This is a genomic window from Agrobacterium tumefaciens, from assembly GCA_025559845.1.
Taxonomy (GTDB): Bacteria; Pseudomonadota; Alphaproteobacteria; order Rhizobiales; family Rhizobiaceae; genus Agrobacterium.
Genome location: CP048470.1, coordinates 1,159,655 through 1,176,018 on the forward strand (window position 1 = coordinate 1,159,655; position 16,364 = coordinate 1,176,018).

Genomic DNA, 16,364 nt, shown 5'->3' on the forward strand with positions numbered 1-16,364 from the left:
CTGTCAGTAACGATCTTCTCCCGATCGTGGCTGCTACCATTTCACACTCACCGTGCCGACCACAGTCAATCCCTGACCGTAGTAGCACTGCGTGGTGGTGTTGCAACCGGCAACATAGTTCTTGTCGCCAAGGTTATAGCCGTTGAGCTGGAACGCGTAACGATCGTGTTCATAACGGGCGAAGGCATCCACCAGTGTATAACCCGGAACGAAGAACGAGTTTGCCGTATCGCCAGCAGTCTTGCCGACATGGCGTGCACCGACACCGAGTGTCAGCTTTCCATCCCATGCATCCGGCATCGGTACGTCATAGCTGACAAACAGCGACTGCTGCTGCTTTGGAACCGTGTACGGCATTTTGCCGACCTGTGATGCGGTTTCGCTTCGTGTGACCTCTGGGTCCTGCCAGCTTGCGGCAGCGGTCAGATTGACACGATCCCAAAGCGTGGCGTTGGCTTCGACTTCGATGCCGCGCACCCGCACTTCATCGGTCTGGTAGTAGATGCCGGCAACGCGGTTCACGACGTTTTGCTGTGTCGCTTCAAACCCGGACAGCGTCAGGCTGAAGTCTTCACTGGGCGGCGCATATTTGACGCCAACTTCCTTCAACTCGCCGGTCGTTGGTTTCAGTGGCGTCGCAGCCAGAGTGAGGACCGGAGCAAAAGAGGTCGAATAAAGCGCATAAGGCGTGATGCCATTGTCAAACACGTAAGCAGCACCAACCCTGCCGGTGAAGGAACTGTTGTTGCGCCTATACTGCGTGGTCGCTCCGCTGGCGATGACCGTGCTGTCGGAATCCGTATCGACGAAATCCTGACGCCCACCGGCAGTCAGACGGAAACCACCGATCTCGATCTGGTCCTGGAGATAGATGCCCGCCTGCCGCTGCGTCTGATCAAGATGCGTCGTCAACGTCGCCGGGATCACACCGATGTTGTAAACCGGATTGAAGAGGTCGAGCGTCGGGCCGGTCCGCGAGCCCGTGTCGTTGACAAGGTTCTGCCACTGCAGATCAACACCGCCAAGTAACGTATGGCTGACAGGTCCCGTATCAAACTTGTATTCGAGATTGGTATCGAGTGCTGCAGCGTTCAGCGTCGGCTGGGCATTATAGACCAGACGGGAAAGCGTGCGCTGGTTGGCAGACAGTCCATTTCCGAACAGGTTCTGGTAGTTCACGTCGAGATACGAGTACCGGAAGTTCTGTCTAAGAACCAGATCGTCGCTGAACGCGTGCTCGAGACGATATCCGACATAGGCCGTTTCCTTGTTGTAGATCGCAAGTGACGGATCGCCATCAGAGAAACTGCGTGGGATGGTCAAACCCAGACTGTTCGAATAGACGCTTCCGGCGGCCGGAATGAGCGACGGCACCTGGCCTGCATCATCCTTCATGTAGGCGCCGTAGACCGTCAGGCTGGTATCCTCGTCCGGCGACCACTTGATCGTGGGGCTGATGGCGACACGATCATTCTTGCCGAAGTCGTTCATGGCATCGCTGTCACGCAGCACACCTTGCAGACGGTAGCTCAGACCGGATTCGGACCCGATCGGGCCGGTCGCATCGAAACCGATCTCTTTCTGATTGAAGCTGCCGAAGCGTGTGTAGAGCTCTCCACCCGACGTATCCTGCGGGTCTTTGCTGATCATGTTGACAACGCCGCCAACGTTCGCCTGCCCGAACAGCGCCGAACTCGGACCACGTAGAACCTCGACGCGGTTCAGGAAATAAGGCTCGACACGAAAGCCCGCGTAACCGCCCGTCTGGTTGGCAATCTGCGGAACCCTCAACCCATCGAGATAGAGATCTGCAGCAAATCCGCGAACCGTAAAATAATCGGAGCGCGGGTCGTTGCCATACCGTTGGCCATTGACGTTCGAGCTATAGAGCAGGCTGTCAGCCACGGTCTGCACGGCGCGATCGGTCATGGCGCCGCGCGTGATGACGGAGATGGATTGTGGTGTTTCCGCGACCGGCGTCGATGTCTTTGTTGCCGAGGCAGAGTCCTTTGCCACGTAACCACGTTGTTCAATGCGGGCACCCTTGGTCGTGGCTTTTCCCTGCACGACGATAGGATCAAGCTGCGTGGAACCGTTAGCATCCTGCGCAAAAGCTGTACCCGCCTGAACGGACATCACGCCCAGTGCAACACCCGAGGACAGAAGCAGAAGCCGAGCGAGACGAGCAGATGGCTTACGAGTTGCAAGGCCGGTGTGTTGCATTGTACGAACCTGTGATGTGAGTGCTGCCGAGACGGGCAAAGACATCGGCGTTACCCGCCGCCTCACTTGATCCCGCCGCTTTCGGCCGCTTAAGTAGACTTTTTTTATCACCATTGTCAGGTCAAAATGTATCGCAATCGGGCCACAAATTGACCCATTTGATCCCTATCGCTTATTCCGCGCCAATCAGGCCATCTTTTCCTTTTGAAAAATTCAAAGCCTGCGTCTATTGCTCGCGCGCAGTGCCGAACGTTGTCGTCATGGTATCCCGTCGCACTTGGAGACGAAATGAAACAGCCGCAAAAGGCCGTCGACCTTCAAAACGTGCCGCGCCCCGTGGCTGCCATGGCGCGTGTTTACGAAAAGAGCGTCGATTTCGGCTGGCACAGTCATCGCCGGGGCCAATTGCTGCAAATTGTCGACGGCTTCATGACCGCCCGTACGCCCGACACTTCGTTCATCATCCCGAGCGGCTATGGCCTGCTCATCACGCCGGATATTCCTCATGCGGTGCGATCGCATGGACGTGTCTCCATGCAGTCCCTTTACATCGAACCGGAGCCCGGCCTGACTTTGCGCTGGGAACCGACGCGCGTCATCTCCACATCCGTTCTTCTGTCTGCAACGGTCGGCGCGTTTCTCGAACAACCAACGCTTTACGATGAAAATGGTCGCGGCGGACATCTGGCCGCTCTGATCCTCGAAGAGATTGCCAACGCGCAGGAGGGCCCTTTTGCGCTGCCAATGCCAAGCGACAAGCGGCTGCAGCGACTGTGCCGTGACCTCTCGGAAACACCGGCAATCGACCTCGACATCGACCATTGGGCCGACAATCTGGGCATGAGCCGCCGAACCATGACCAGAAAATTTCGTGTTGAAACCGGCATGAGTTTTGCAGAATGGCGACGCCGATTGCGCATGGCCCATGTCATGCGCAAGCAGGCCGAGGGTGTACGCCTTGATGAAGCAGCGGCTGATGTCGGTTATCGCAGCCTGTCTTCGCTGCGAAAAGCCATGCGCGAGGTTGCCGTTTGACGACCTCCGCTGTTCCCGCCCTGGAGGCACATGGCTTGAGTGTCGCGTATGATCGGGCCTATGCCGTGCGCGATGTCGACATGCTGGCGCAACCCGGCCGCGTTACCGTCATTTGCGGTGCGAACGGGTCGGGAAAAAGCACGCTCCTCAAATGTCTCGCCGGACTGGAAGAACCGACGGCCGGCAGGATCACCCTCCTCGGCCGCCCGCTTTCGGAACTGAGACGCCGCGATGTCGCCCGGCAAGTGGCCGTGATGGGACAGGCCCCAGAAATCCCGGTTGGCCTGACCGTCGAGGAACTCGTCGAGCAGGGCCGTTACCCCCACCGCCCGTGGCTAGGCCGGCTCTCGGCGGATGACCGCGACATCATCGATAGTGCCATCAAGCGTGTCGACTTGCAGCAATTGCGCAAACGCCAGCTTGCGACCCTGTCTGGCGGCGAACGCCAACGTGCCTGGGTGGCTATGGCCCTGGCGCAGCAACCACGCGTGCTTTTCCTCGATGAACCGACCAGCTTCCTCGATATTCGCCATCAGGCTGAACTGCTGACATTGCTGCGCGAACTCAATCATACGGAAGGCCTGACGATCATCGCCGTGCTCCATGATCTCAATCAGGTCATGGACATTGCTGATGACGTGGTGCTGATGAAAAAGGGAGAGGTTCTGGCGATAGGGCCTGTCTCGCAGGTATTGCAGACCGATCTCCTGGAGCAGGCCTTCGGCTGCAAGGTCAATCTTGTCCCGCATCCCAAAGACGCAGAACGCACCTACTGCCTGATCGACTGGATCGATGCAGCCGGTGCGTCATACAGGCCGGCCGAATGACAAAGCCGCGGGCGCCACGCGGCTCTTCCTCTCTCGCATTGCCACTCCTCTGGCTGGCGAGCGTCGTGCTGTTGTTGCTTCTGGCGGCACTCGACATGCGTCTCGGAAGCAGGCTGATCGGCTGGAATGACATCATCGCCTTTCCAACACGCCCCGACACGCTGGTCCAGGCCATTCTGGAAACCAGCCGTGCTCCGAGAGTGGTCGCAGCGATCCTGACCGGTGCCGCGTTGGCGGCAGCGGGCTCTGTTCTGCAAAGCGTGCTTCGAAATCCCCTTGCCGCGCCGGACATTCTTTCCGTCACCAGTGGCGCCCAGTTGATGCTGGTCATATCGACACTGCTGCTGCCAGTCGCCGTGCCGTCGATCATCGCAACGACTGGCGGCGGCCTGACAGGTGCGCTGGCCTGTATCGCGCTCGCCGGTGGTTTTCGTGCCCCACCCGGCCGGCTCGCCCTCGCAGGCGTTGCCATTTCTCTCTGCTTTGCCGCACTGTCTTCCGCCATCGTGCTTCTGGCCGATGACCGGGCGTCCGGTCTCATCCTCTGGTCATCAGGCATTCTCGACCAGACGGGGTGGTCAAAGATTGTGGTCGCAGCTCCAGTGATCCTCCTGTCCTGCCTGGTATTAATGACCATCGCCCGGCCGCTTGATCTGCTTGGATTGGGCGATCAGGTTTCCGCGAGCCTTGGTCTGACGCGAGCGCTGACACTGTCCGGCATCTTCGCCGGCGTGCTGTTGTCTGGTGCAGCCGTGACCCTTGCCGGCCCGATTGGCTTTATCGGCCTTGCTATCCCCAACATCCTTCGTGCACTCGGCATCACCCGCCATCGCCATCATCTGCCGCTTGCCTTGATCTTGGGCGCAAACACCCTGCTGTTCGCCGACGTCGTCGTGCAGTTTTTTGCCGGTAACGGCTCCATCATTCCGACCGGTGTCGTTGTTGCCTGCTTTGGCGCACCCGTCATGCTCTTCCTCTTGCGGACCACAAGGATTGGTTCGGAGCGTCGCATCGGAACACCATCGGCATTGCATCGTCCTTCCCTGCCACTGTTGATCGGTCTTCTGGCGGCGATCGCATTGATTGGCTCGGGCGGTGCGCTGATGATCGGCGACAGCGTGTCCCTGTCGATCGCGGATATCGCCGCAAATCTCGATATTCGGGCTCCGCGCCTGCTGGTCGCCTTAGCCTGCGGCGCGTTGCTGGCGACAGCAGGCACAGTTTTACAGGCAGTGACCCGCAATCCGCTTTGCGGCCCCGAAACGCTTGGCCTCGCACAGGCAGCGGCCTTGTTCAGCCTTGTCGGGCTTCTTTCCGGCTTTGTACCCGGCACGTTTCTGTTTCAGTGCGTCACACTTGGCGGTGCCTTTGCGGCCATCTTTCTTCTGCGATTGTTCGGGCCAAAGAATTCACCCGACCGGCTGATCCTGGCCGGGGTTGCCATAGCAGCAAGTTGCGGCGCGGCAGGAACCATCATCGTTGTCGAAGCGCGGCTGCAAACCGCAGAAGCCTTGTCGTGGCTGGCGGGTTCCACCCACGGTCGCGGCTACGCCGATGCGCTCTCACTTATGCCATGGCTCGCTTTTTTGATCACCGTGGGCATCGTCTGCAGCCGTCATCTGGACACGCTGGCGCTCGGCGATGACACGGCACGATCACTGGGCCTGCCAACGGATAAAGCGAGACGCTGGGCGATCTTTTATGCGGCTTGCGCGGTTGGTGTTGCCGTCTCCTCCATCGGTGCGGTCAGCTTTGTCGGCCTGCTCTCTCCGCACGCCGCACGCCTTCTTGCCGGGCCACGCCATGCCCGTTGCCTGCCCGTTGCCATGGTGGTCGGTGGCGTGTTGATGGTGTTTGCCGACCTGATAGGACGCAGCATCATCGCCCCCCTAGAACTCCCCGCAGGCATCGTCACAGCAGTAATCGGTGCACCGATTTTCCTGATCCTGCTGCGCCCGAGAGCGCTGAGAGCTGTTTCGACCTGACCCCTGTTGCCAGGCTCACGGCCATACATCGATATCTCAACGACAGATCCCATCAGGCAGACTGGTCTTGGCTGAATACGTCTTGTGGTCGCTTCCCTTTTTGCGGCGGTCCTGATGGAGAGGGCCGGGGCGGTTTTTATTGGCGAGGTCGGCGATCGAGAAGCGGTCGAGATAGGCGCGGATGACATCGTCGGCGCCCATCACGATTTTGCAGAGTTCAGCCGTCGGATCGCGACCAGTGAGATTTTCTTCTGTCCGTGCCGAAGCGATCAGTTCGGGCTGCATTCTGGCGATGACATCGCCGAGCAGGATATCGCCGGCCGGTTGGGTGAGGGCGAGACCGCCGCGTCGCCCCCGCCGGGCTTCAATGAGCCCGGCCTGAACCAGAGATGGCACGACCTGTGCAGCAAAGCTTGCTGTCGTGCCGGCTGCACGCGCCGCCTCTACCGTGCGGATCTGCCCGCCTTTGGCATTGGCGCAGGCCGCCAGAATGGCAATCGCCACTTCGGATTCGCGTTTCAGTCGCATCTTTCTTCCTCCCTTATGCGTTCGCCGCCATCACCCCCGCCTCGACGTGCCACCGCCGAATTCGGCCTGCACGATCACTCTTCCCGGAAAGCACGGTTGATCTGATCGGACAGCGGTTTGACCAGATAGGACAATGCGGTTCTCTCGCCCGTCGCGATAAAGGCTTCGGCGGGCATACCCGGCACCAGACTCAGATCCTGCAATTTTGTGAGTTCAGATGCCGGCACCGATAGCCGCACGAGGTAATAGGACATACCTGTGCGCTGATCCTGCGTCAGATCGGCGCCCACCCGGCTCACCTCCCCGGTCAACTCCGGCGTGGTGCGCAGATTGAAGGCGGACAAGCGCAGCATGGCTTTCTGGCCGACGACAATCTGGTCGATGTCCTGCGGCGAAATCTGTGCCTCAAGTGCCAGCTTGTCGGCATCTGGCACGATGGACATGACAACATCGGCAGGAGAAATGACGCCACCCACGGTATGGGTGCTGAGTTGATGGATCATGCCGGCCTGCGGCGCGACGATGTTGATGCGTTTCAGTTGGTCCTCGGCCGCGACCTTGCGCTCGACATATTCGCCAAGCTGCCCCTGTATCTCCCGCAGCTCGCGACCGACTTCCGTTTTCAGATCCTGATCGATCGAAATGATCTGCAGTCTGGTTTCGGAAATGCGCCCGGCGACCTGCGCCTGATAGGCGATCTTTTCACCGCGCTCGCCGCCAAAGGTGGCAGCCTGGGTTTCAAGCCCGTTAAGGCGCTGAACGGAGACGGCACCCTGCTCCCGTAGTGATCTGAGGGAGACGATTTCCTGTTCCAGAACCTCAAGACCGCGCTCATAGGCGATCTGTTGTGCCTTCAGTCCTTCGCCTTCGTGCTCATATTGCGAAATACGCTCGAGAAGCTGCGCCTTCTTGCCTTCTCTGGCATCACGGCGCGCTTCAAACAGGCGTTTTTCGCTGCGAACGGCCGCTTGCGCGTCGAGATCGTTGCCAGCGCTCAGCAGGTCCTCGGGAAAGACGATGGCGGCGAGATCATCCCGCTCTGCTTCAAGCCTGGCCATACGGGCCGACAGTTCGTTCAGGCGTTTGGTGACAATGGCAAGATTGGCCTTGGTCTGCGTTTCATCGAGACGCAGAAGGACCTGTCCCGCTTCGACCTTCTCTCCTTCGCGCACCAAGATTTCACCGACAACGCCGCCTGTCGGATGCTGGATCTTCTTGACGTAGCTATCGACGACGAAATGCCCGCTGGCGACAACCGCCCCAGCAAGATCGGTTGCCGCCGCCCAGCCGCCTGCGCCGGCAACCAGCGCAACGCTGACAATGACACCGGCCATCAGATGGCGCCGGATCGAACGATGGGTGGTGAGTGCTTCAGCGTTCGGCATCTGCGACGTCCTCTTGCAGCTGGTTTGCCGGCACCGGGTTTGCCACGACGCGGAGCGGATTGACGGAACGGGACGTGACAGGCGCCATCGTTGCCGTGACAGGCACCGGCACGGCCGGCTGCGGATTGCGAAGTACCTTTGACAGGATTTCGTCTCGCGGACCGAAGGCCTTCATCCGCCCGCCTTCCATCACGCCCACGAGATCGACGACACCGATGGCGCTTGGACGGTGTGCGATAACGATGGCAATGCCGTTTCTCGCCTTTACCGATTCGATGGCGCGCACAACGGCCATTTCGCCCTCGGCGTCGAGATTGGCGTTCGGCTCGTCCATCACGACAATAAAGGGGTCGTCATAGAGTGCGCGGGCAAGGCCGATCCGCTGCCTCTGGCCAGCCGAAAGCGCAGAGCCACCCTCGCCGATGCGCGTTTCATAGCCGTTTTCAAAGCGCAGGATCAGTTCGTGCGCACCAGCCATTTTCGCTGCGGCAACGATTTTTTCGGCATCGAGGTTCTCTTCGAAGCGGGCGACGTTTTCGGAAATCGTGCCATCGAAAAGTTCCACACCTTGGGAAAGATACCCGATATGACGGCCGAGTTCTTCCACGTCCCATTGTTGCAGGCTGGCGCCATCAAAGCGGATCTTGCCCTGCGCCGGTGTCCATGCCCCGACAAGCGCACGTGCCAGCGTCGATTTGCCCGATCCGGATGCGCCGATAATGCCGACAGCATTGCCCGCCGCCACCGTGAAGCCGACACCTGCGACGGTCGCCTGCTTTTCACCCGGTGGCACAATGGCAACGTTTTCGACCCGCAACTCCTTTTCGGGCTTCGGCAGCGGCAATACATCGGCTTTTTCCGGAACCCTGACCAGAAGCTCCTGAAGCCGTGTCCAGCTCTGCCGCGCCATGATGAGCGGTTTCCAGCTTGCAATGGCGAGATCGACAGGCGCAAGGGCGCGTCCCATCATGATCGAACTGGCGATCATGACGCCACCGGATGCCTCCTGCTCGATCACGAGCCAGGCGCCGACGCCCAGAATGGCGGATTGCAACACGATGCGCAGGGCCTTCGCCACGCCGCCAAGGTTACCGGCGACATCGCCACTGATGCGATTGGCGTTGAGGTAATCGGCATTGGCGCGCTGCCAGCGGGCGGAAAGACGCTTCGACAGGCCCATGGCTTGAACAACCTCGGCATTGCGACGGCTAGCTTCCATCAGCGCATTGCGGTTCATGCCGTGGCGTATGGCGTCCTGCGCGGGCTTGCGGGACAGCGAATTTGTGATGATCGTCAACGAGACCAGAATGATTGCGCCCACCAGGGCAGTCATGCCGATCCAGAAATGGAAAAGGAAGCAGATGCCGAGATAGAGGGGCATCCAGGGCAGATCGAAAAGTGCAGTTGGCCCGGGACTTGAGAGAAACCCACGGACATTGTCGAGATCGCGAAGCGGCTGCAAACCGTCGCCCTGCATCCGCGACAAGAGGGGAAGGCGTATGATGGCGTCGTGCACGCGGGCAGAAAGCGCGTGGTCGACACTGTCGCCGATCCGCAGCAGAATTCGCGCGCGAATGATGTCAAGCAGGGCCTGAAATGCATAAAGGCCCGCCGCGAGAACGGCGAGACCGACAAGCGTCGAAACGCTTCGGCTGGACAGGACGCGATCGTAGACCTGAAGCATGAAGAGAGGAGAGGTCAGGGCCAGAATGTTGACCACACCACTCATCAGGGCTATGCAAACGACCGCTGGTCTAAGGGTGGAGACCACCGCCGCAGCCATAGGCTGCGACGGAGTCTGCTGTGAGGTTCGAAACACGACAGCTATTTCTTAGACCAGTATGCTGCCGTTACCGACCAGTGTAGCGATATCCGTTCCAACATAACCGTTGACCTGGATGGTGTTCGCACCGTCGAAGATCGTCAGAACGCCCGTGCTGTCGGTGTAGTTGCTGTGGTTGAGAAGGAGATCGGTTAAGCTGGTAATACCCGTGTTTGCCGTAAGGTCGATGATATCATTGTTGCCAGTGACATCGCCGAAATCGGTGATGATATCGCTACCCCAATTGTCGCCGAAGACAAAGGTGTCGTTGCCTGCGCCACCGGTGAAGGTGTCGTTACCGGCAAAGCTGTACTGCTTGTCATTGCCGGAGGTGCCGATCTGGTTGGTGCCCTGCTCGGCAAAATATGCCTTGAAGCCGCCAAGAGAGCGAGTGCCGACCGTCTGGGAATCGGTCGTACCATAGTTCGAAGCCACATAGATTGCGGTTGCGAACGTAGTGTTGGATACGATGCCGGTCACGGTCAGTTCAGCGTTGCCAAGCGACCAATTGGAAGCTGCATCGCCCGAAAGGTTGTCACCGAAGGTCAGGCTGCTGACGGTACCGGTAAAACCGCCGGGAGGCGCGTAACCGAAATCACCCTGCATCAGGAGAGCCGACTGCGATGTACCGGAATTGCCTGCGATCCATTGGTCATAGGTTCCGCTGCTGCCTGCCGGTGCCGGGCTGAAGTCGCCGTGGCCGCGATAGACCTGGTCTGTCTTCCACACGTTGTCGAGGTAGTTGAGCAGGTCAGAGCTTGCTGCAGTCTGCTGGATCGTAACAGCCATGGGATGTCTCCTTGGGTTGGCTTGTTTTCCATTGAAGTCCGTCATTGACGAACCTGGGGATGCGCGCAGCGCTGGCTGCGCGCAAAACTGTCAAAATGTAAAATTGAGAGACGCCGAGAAGGTGCGGCCAGGCGCCGGAAGGGCGGAGTAACCAAGGGCCGGAACATAGGCCTTGTCGGCAACGTTTTTCACCGTGAAACGAAGCTTGGCGTTTTCGCTGATGTCATAGGACCCGTAGATATCGAAGACGGTATATTTGTCCGTGACAAAGGTGTTGGAGAGATAGCCAAATGCCGGTTTGCTATCACCAACGATATTGGCGCGTGCGCCGAGCACCAGCTTTTCATCAAAGAAGCGCAGTCCGCCATCGAGGGTAATCTTGTAGCGTGGCGGTTCGAACACCATTCCGGCGTAGGCATAATCTATCTTGCCATTATAGAGATATTCGCTGGCGTAATCGGCCTTCAGATGCGTGTAGGAGCCGCCGATATAATAACTGCCAGCATCGTAACTGCCTTCGATCTCGACACCGCGCATTCGCGTATTGCCGACAAGATTGACAAAGCTACCATAACTGTAAGTCGCAGTCGTACCGCTGCCGGTCGCAAAATCCTGACGGTTTACACGACCCATCGTGATATAGTTCTCGATATCACGCTGGAAACCGACAACCTTGAAACGCAGGCTGTCGTACTCCGTAAAGACACCGTCTTGCGTAAAATTAGCCCCGACTTCCCACGTCTCGCCGCGCTCGGCAATCAATGACGGATTGGGGGCGTAGGCACCTGGAGGCGCCATCGGATGCCCCCCGCTGAACAGGCTTTCCATGACTGTCGGCGGCCGCAGGCTGCGGCTATAGCTGACGAACGGCTGGAACCACTCGAATGGCTTGACTGCGACCGTCATGCTGGGCAGCCAGGCGCCCTCAGACCGGTCGATGGAAATATCCGTGCTGTCGATTGCCGGCAGGTCCGGATTGGGCACCAACACGGTTTTCACCGTACACAATTGGCGGGTAACCGGGTCCCAGATCGAGCCGTTTGCTACGTCTCCATCAATGATGAACTGCGGAAAACCAACCGGAACTATAGTGCACGTATTCGGTTGCTTTACCGGCGTCGGTGGCTGGGAAATCCATCGCAGTGGCGAATGAACCGTAGTGGAACCGGACAGCTTGTAGTGGTCGTATCTGAGACCTGCGGTCACCGACAGCCAGTCGTCATGCTCCAAAGTGGCGCTGGTGAAACCGCTGGTGACAGTACGTGTGCCGGTCGGATTGGTGCCCTTGTACCCGAAGCTGTAGTCGATGACGTTGAAATCATCCATCATCGCGGCGCCGGTGGTAGTCGCCTTGTCGCGGAAGGCCTCAACGCCGTAATTGATCGACAAATCGCCGAAAGGTAACGAGAACAGGCTAGTATTCTCTATGCTCCCGCCCCACGTCTCCATGAGGTAGTCGACATTGTCTTCGTAGGTATTGCCCATACGCGTTGCGGAACCACGAAGCTCCTGATTGGCTAGCCTGTTGAACGACAATTGCGCCTTCAGATCGACCAGATCGCTGTCCGGGTCCCAATGGCCAGTGAGCGAGACGGTGTCGTTGATAACGGTCTGGTCCGTTGCCTGGACATCAATTTCTTCAACGCCCTCCGGCAGATAATAGCCCTGCGAGGATGTCGATCGGTGATGCAGCCAGCTTGCGGTGACCGACAGGTCGTCGAGCGGCTGCATTTCAAATTTCGCAAGACCGGAAGCCGATTCCGAACCGGTGAAGACCAGCGCATTGTTGCTGTTCAGCGTGCGGGTGAAATATTGCGCAAAGTAGTCGTTAAACAGTTTCAATTCGCCGTTTTTACCGGGATCATATTCGCCGAAGCGCTTATGGCTGGCCGCACCGAGGAAAGAGAAACTATCCGAAAACTGCATTGCGCCGGCCGCAGACCCTTCGAAATTATGGGCGTTTGTTCCCGTACCAATATCGAGGAAGCCACCCATCGTTTCGCCGGGCTTGATCACATCGCCGGCCTCGAGAGTGCGGAAATTGACGACCCCGCCAAGCGCACCGGCACTTCCTGCACGCGCGTTACCGCTTTTCTCGATATCAATGGTGCGCAACAGGGCTGGATCGACATAAACCAGACTGCTGGAGCCATGACCGCTGCGCTGAAAATTCTGCCGGACGCCGTCGATGGAAGTGATGACACGGTTCTGGTCCTGCAGACCACGCACGTTCACCGAGATGCCGGGGTTCTGGCCCTCGGATCTATTGGCATAGACACCTGCGACATTGTCCAGCAAGTCGCGCGCATTGCGCGCGCCACTGTTCTGGATGGCTTCCCGCGAAACCACGCTGACGCTTGCGGGCGCCTCATAAACCCAGTCCGGTGTACCCTGAAAACCGGCCCCGGTGGCGGCATTGCGGTCGCCTCGACCAACCACGGTGATCGTATCGAGCACCGTCGAGCCATCGCCCGACGCAGCGGCGGCAGCGGAAGAGCCCGCACTTTCGCCAATCACGGCGGCATTGTCGCCGCTGATGCGATAGTTGATGCCTGTGCCGCTCAGCAGTCTCGCCAGCGCTTGATCGGGCGTGAAGCTGCCGATAACGGCATTGCCGCTGACACCACGCGCCGTGCCCGCAGCCTGCGTCAACTGAAGGCCGGACTGGCGGCTGAAAGCGCTGAGCGCACCGGCAAGCGGCTGGGCCGGAATGTTGAACGCCCGCGCTACGCCACGTGTTGCAGCGGCCTCGTTTTGAGCCGGCGGTGCGCTTTGGGCAACGCTGTCCGAAACGGCACAGAGAAGCGAAATGGCTGTCGTCGTCAGTAATAGATTGTATCTTAATGTCTTGGCCGGCCGATTCATTCTGCCGGTAAGGCGGTTCATTGTCCCGAACGTCATGTCTTTTCTGTCTCTCCTGATGCGGAGGCGGTGTCGTCTTCCGCACCCTCTCGGACCTAAAGACAACGCCGCGACAGAAAATTTTCAGTTTTCACTCAAGTTTTTCCAAAAAACATGATTTTTATTTTCATGTTTTTGACTTCAGTCATTCTTCCCAACGACCGGAAACAGTGTATCCCTATGTTTCCAAAGGATTTCCGGACATGTCTCGCGCCTAGCGCGGGCTGGAAGCATTCTCAGGTCAATAACGGCTGACGACCCTCAAGGCGGACGAGACGGCGCGCACCTTGCCCCCATGCGGATCAACCAGCGCCCGTAACGCCTGGTCCGGATGGGTCAGATCATAGATACCGGTGACCTTTTCAGCCGCGAGGCCAGGGTCGGCAACCGCAATCCAGGCCGGATGATACCGCCGCAGCAACTCTATGACCGAACCGATCGATACATCCGTCACATAAAGGCGGCCTTCGCGCCATGAGCCGATATCCTCGATGCCGATCGCATCTTTCGTCATGGCGCCGGTCTTGCGATCGATGCTGACGATTTCTCCAGGCGCGAGAATATTGGTGTTGTTACCCGATGACGCCCGGACCTGCCCTTTCGCCAGGGCGACATTCGTCGTTTCAGAAGTCATCCGCACATCGAAAACGGTACCAAGGACCTCGACCTTCACACCTTCGGCATCAACGATGAAGGGGCGTGAAACATCCCGCTGAACATCGAAAAAGGCTTCGCCTGCAAGCAGGGTGATTTCGCGACGGCCATCGGAGAACCGGGATTTGATGGCGCTGTCGGCGGCAAGAACAACCGTGCTGCCATCTTCCAGAGTGACCGCCCGGCTTTCGGCCGTCGTGGTGATGTGATCAGCCTGAACATGCAGCATCACCGTCGGCAGGGCGAACCAGCTCAAACAGAGCGACAGTGCACCGGCCGAGGCGGCCGCGACCCAGCGCCGCTTGTGGCCTCTGCTGGTTACGACGGGTGACGAGAGAGCGGATGCCTGATCTGAAGGAGAAGACAGACGCCTGTAGTGACCGGACGCATCGCCCAGCGCCTGCCACATCGAATTTGTTTCGCGCCACGCCAGACGGTGCGCATCCGATTGCGACAACCAGATGCCGAACCGAGTGTGCAGCACCTGATCGTCAGGCTTCTGCTGCAGCAGAAGAAACCAATCTGCCGCTTCCTCCCTGACAGAGAGCGGCGGCTGCTGTGATGTGTCGCGTTCCGAGGTCATTGTCAGAAGGGCCTGTTTCAGTCCTGAATCGAGCCGTTATTGGCGATGTTTATAATCAAGACAATCGCACGAGGTTTTTTTTTCAGCTTCTTTCGTTCAGGCGGGATGTCAGTTCCGCCATGGCGCTACGCAACAGCCGATGCACGCTGCTGACGGACGTCCCGAGGCGTTCGGCAATCTCTTCCATCGTGCAGCCGTCGAAGCGGTGCATCTCCACCGCAATACGGCTCTGATCGGGCATTTGCGACAGAATGAACGCCACTCGCTTCACCTGATCCTCGTAAAGCATATGTTGCTCTGGGGTTTGGACGGCCTGCGGGACGCCCCAATAAGGGACGTCATCCTGCACATGACGCTTCTCGAGTGTTTTGCGCTTGCGCAGATTGAGAGCAAGGTTACGGACGATCCGGGTCAGATAGGCGCGCGGCAAAATCGCGTTTGCGGCATGCCCGGGCGTAAAGCGCACAAAGGCTTCCTGAACGATATCCTCTGCCTCTTCGCGCGAACCGGCAATCGGCGTTGCGAATTTCACCAGGTCGGCACGGTGTGCCCTGTAGATCGCATAGCGCTTATCGTCATCATGAATGCCCATTTGCCCCCGCCCCACCAGGACCAATCCGGCGAATACCTAACTATTCCAGTCAAGTATTACAAGGTAAATTTACGGGCTCTGCAATCACGGATCGGTCATGGTCACGAGGCAGCAATTTCCGCTCCCACCGGCCGACGTTTCTGACCTCGTTGTCATCCGTCCCGCCTGGATCAGACGTGACGGTTGTTTGTAAAAAGCGCCGCAGCCTCCGCGCAGTTGCCCGGGTCAGAGGCCGGGACGTTCTCCGTTTTTCATGCGCTGCTCGATATCGTCGAGCACCGGCTGAAGATCGGCCACCGTATCGATGATGTAATCAGGGCGATGCTTGCGCAGGACGTGAGATGCCTTCGCGCGCAGTGCTTCCTTTTCTGAAACGCTCAATGCCGCCAGTTCCTGCGGCGTTACACCAGCCTCATTGCCGCTGAGTGACAGACCGACCGTCCACGTGCCCGCCTCGCGCCCCTCATCAATTCCGACACCCGTATCGTCGACCTTGACCACGGCGCTTGCAGGCCACACGTCGAGATCGAGGAAGCACTTGTACATGTTCATCGGTGTCGGACGCCCATGCGGCAGATCGCCGGCGCAGACGAGATTATCCGCCTCATAACCCTGCGCTTTCGCCAGTGGGAGAACACGGGCCATGATCGAGCGGGTATAGCCGGTGGTCGAGCCGATCTTCAGGCCACGCTCACGCAGCCCCTTTGCCATGTCTGCGGCACCGGGCACGAGATCGGCATATTGATCGACAACCTCCTCGTTCAACGGCACGAAGACATCGTAGACAGCCTGAATATCGTCCCGCGTCGGCGCATGGCCGTGCTTATCCTGCCATGCGGCCTTGATGCGCGGCTGCGCCATCATCGCTTCGATATGATCCCATTTCGGTCTGCCCATTGGCTCGCGGGCCTCGGCAATCGAAACCTCTATGCCGAAGCGGGAGAACGCCTCGACGAAAACGCCCATTGGCGCGAATGAACCGAAATCGATGACCGTGCCCGCCCAATCGAACACGACTGCCTTGAGATGTGCCATGTGCC

The 16,364-nt window shown here is 58.8% G+C and carries 12 protein-coding genes; 3 read left to right on the forward strand and 9 right to left on the reverse strand.

The window, feature by feature from the left end; translation table 11 throughout:
* Positions 1 to 33: 33 nt before the first annotated feature.
* Positions 34 to 2,223 carry a TonB-dependent siderophore receptor gene (locus tag FY156_21710; GenBank protein ID UXS05193.1) on the reverse strand — a complete coding sequence of 730 codons (2,190 nt, stop codon included), beginning with the start codon at positions 2,221 to 2,223 and terminating at the stop codon, positions 34 to 36.
* Positions 2,224 to 2,511: 288 nt separating this feature from the next.
* Here FY156_21710 and FY156_21715 point away from each other — a divergent pair, with 288 nt between their 5' ends.
* The 3 genes from FY156_21715 to FY156_21725 are packed head-to-tail and all read left to right on the forward strand — an operon-like array spanning position 2,512 to position 6,070.
* On the forward strand, positions 2,512 to 3,258 hold the full coding sequence (locus FY156_21715) for an AraC family transcriptional regulator (protein UXS04122.1): 747 nt from the start codon (positions 2,512 to 2,514) through the stop codon (positions 3,256 to 3,258).
* Positions 3,255 to 4,085: an ABC transporter ATP-binding protein gene (locus tag FY156_21720; protein UXS04123.1), complete on the forward strand. Its 831-nt coding sequence runs from the start codon at positions 3,255 to 3,257 to the stop codon at positions 4,083 to 4,085. Before FY156_21715 ends, FY156_21720 begins: the two co-directional genes overlap by 4 nt.
* Complete coding sequence (locus tag FY156_21725) at positions 4,082 to 6,070, forward strand: iron ABC transporter permease (protein ID UXS04124.1); 1,989 nt, start codon at positions 4,082 to 4,084, stop codon at positions 6,068 to 6,070. The genes FY156_21720 and FY156_21725 overlap by 4 nt, the downstream gene beginning before the upstream one ends.
* Positions 6,071 to 6,106: 36 nt before the next feature.
* Here FY156_21725 and FY156_21730 read toward each other — a convergent pair whose 3' ends face one another.
* The 8 genes from FY156_21730 to FY156_21765 all read right to left on the reverse strand — a co-directional run bounded on the left by FY156_21730 (position 6,107) and on the right by FY156_21765 (position 16,359).
* Complete coding sequence (locus FY156_21730) at positions 6,107 to 6,598, reverse strand: Rrf2 family transcriptional regulator (GenBank protein UXS04125.1); 492 nt, start codon at positions 6,596 to 6,598, stop codon at positions 6,107 to 6,109.
* A gap of 74 nt (positions 6,599 to 6,672) precedes the next feature.
* On the reverse strand, positions 6,673 to 7,983 hold the full coding sequence (locus FY156_21735) for an HlyD family type I secretion periplasmic adaptor subunit (protein UXS04126.1): 1,311 nt from the start codon (positions 7,981 to 7,983) through the stop codon (positions 6,673 to 6,675).
* Positions 7,970 to 9,766, reverse strand: coding sequence for a type I secretion system permease/ATPase (locus FY156_21740; GenBank protein ID UXS05194.1), 1,797 nt, complete (start codon positions 9,764 to 9,766; stop codon positions 7,970 to 7,972). Before FY156_21740 ends, FY156_21735 begins: the two co-directional genes overlap by 14 nt.
* Positions 9,767 to 9,814: 48 nt before the next feature.
* Complete coding sequence (locus FY156_21745) at positions 9,815 to 10,594, reverse strand: hypothetical protein (protein UXS04127.1); 780 nt, start codon at positions 10,592 to 10,594, stop codon at positions 9,815 to 9,817.
* Positions 10,595 to 10,684: 90 nt separating this feature from the next.
* Positions 10,685 to 13,480, reverse strand: coding sequence for a TonB-dependent hemoglobin/transferrin/lactoferrin family receptor (locus tag FY156_21750; protein ID UXS05195.1), 2,796 nt, complete (start codon positions 13,478 to 13,480; stop codon positions 10,685 to 10,687).
* Between the two features lie 256 nt (positions 13,481 to 13,736).
* Entirely contained in the window at positions 13,737 to 14,732 is a 996-nt protein-coding gene (locus FY156_21755) for a FecR family protein (protein UXS04128.1), read from the reverse strand.
* Between the two features lie 82 nt (positions 14,733 to 14,814).
* Positions 14,815 to 15,324 (reverse strand): sigma-70 family RNA polymerase sigma factor, encoded by a 510-nt coding sequence (locus FY156_21760; GenBank protein ID UXS04129.1) that lies wholly within the window; start codon positions 15,322 to 15,324, stop codon positions 14,815 to 14,817.
* 225 nt (positions 15,325 to 15,549) lie between these two features.
* Positions 15,550 to 16,359 carry a phosphonoacetaldehyde hydrolase gene (locus FY156_21765; GenBank protein UXS04130.1) on the reverse strand — a complete coding sequence of 270 codons (810 nt, stop codon included), beginning with the start codon at positions 16,357 to 16,359 and terminating at the stop codon, positions 15,550 to 15,552.
* Between the last annotated feature and the right edge of the window lie 5 nt (positions 16,360 to 16,364).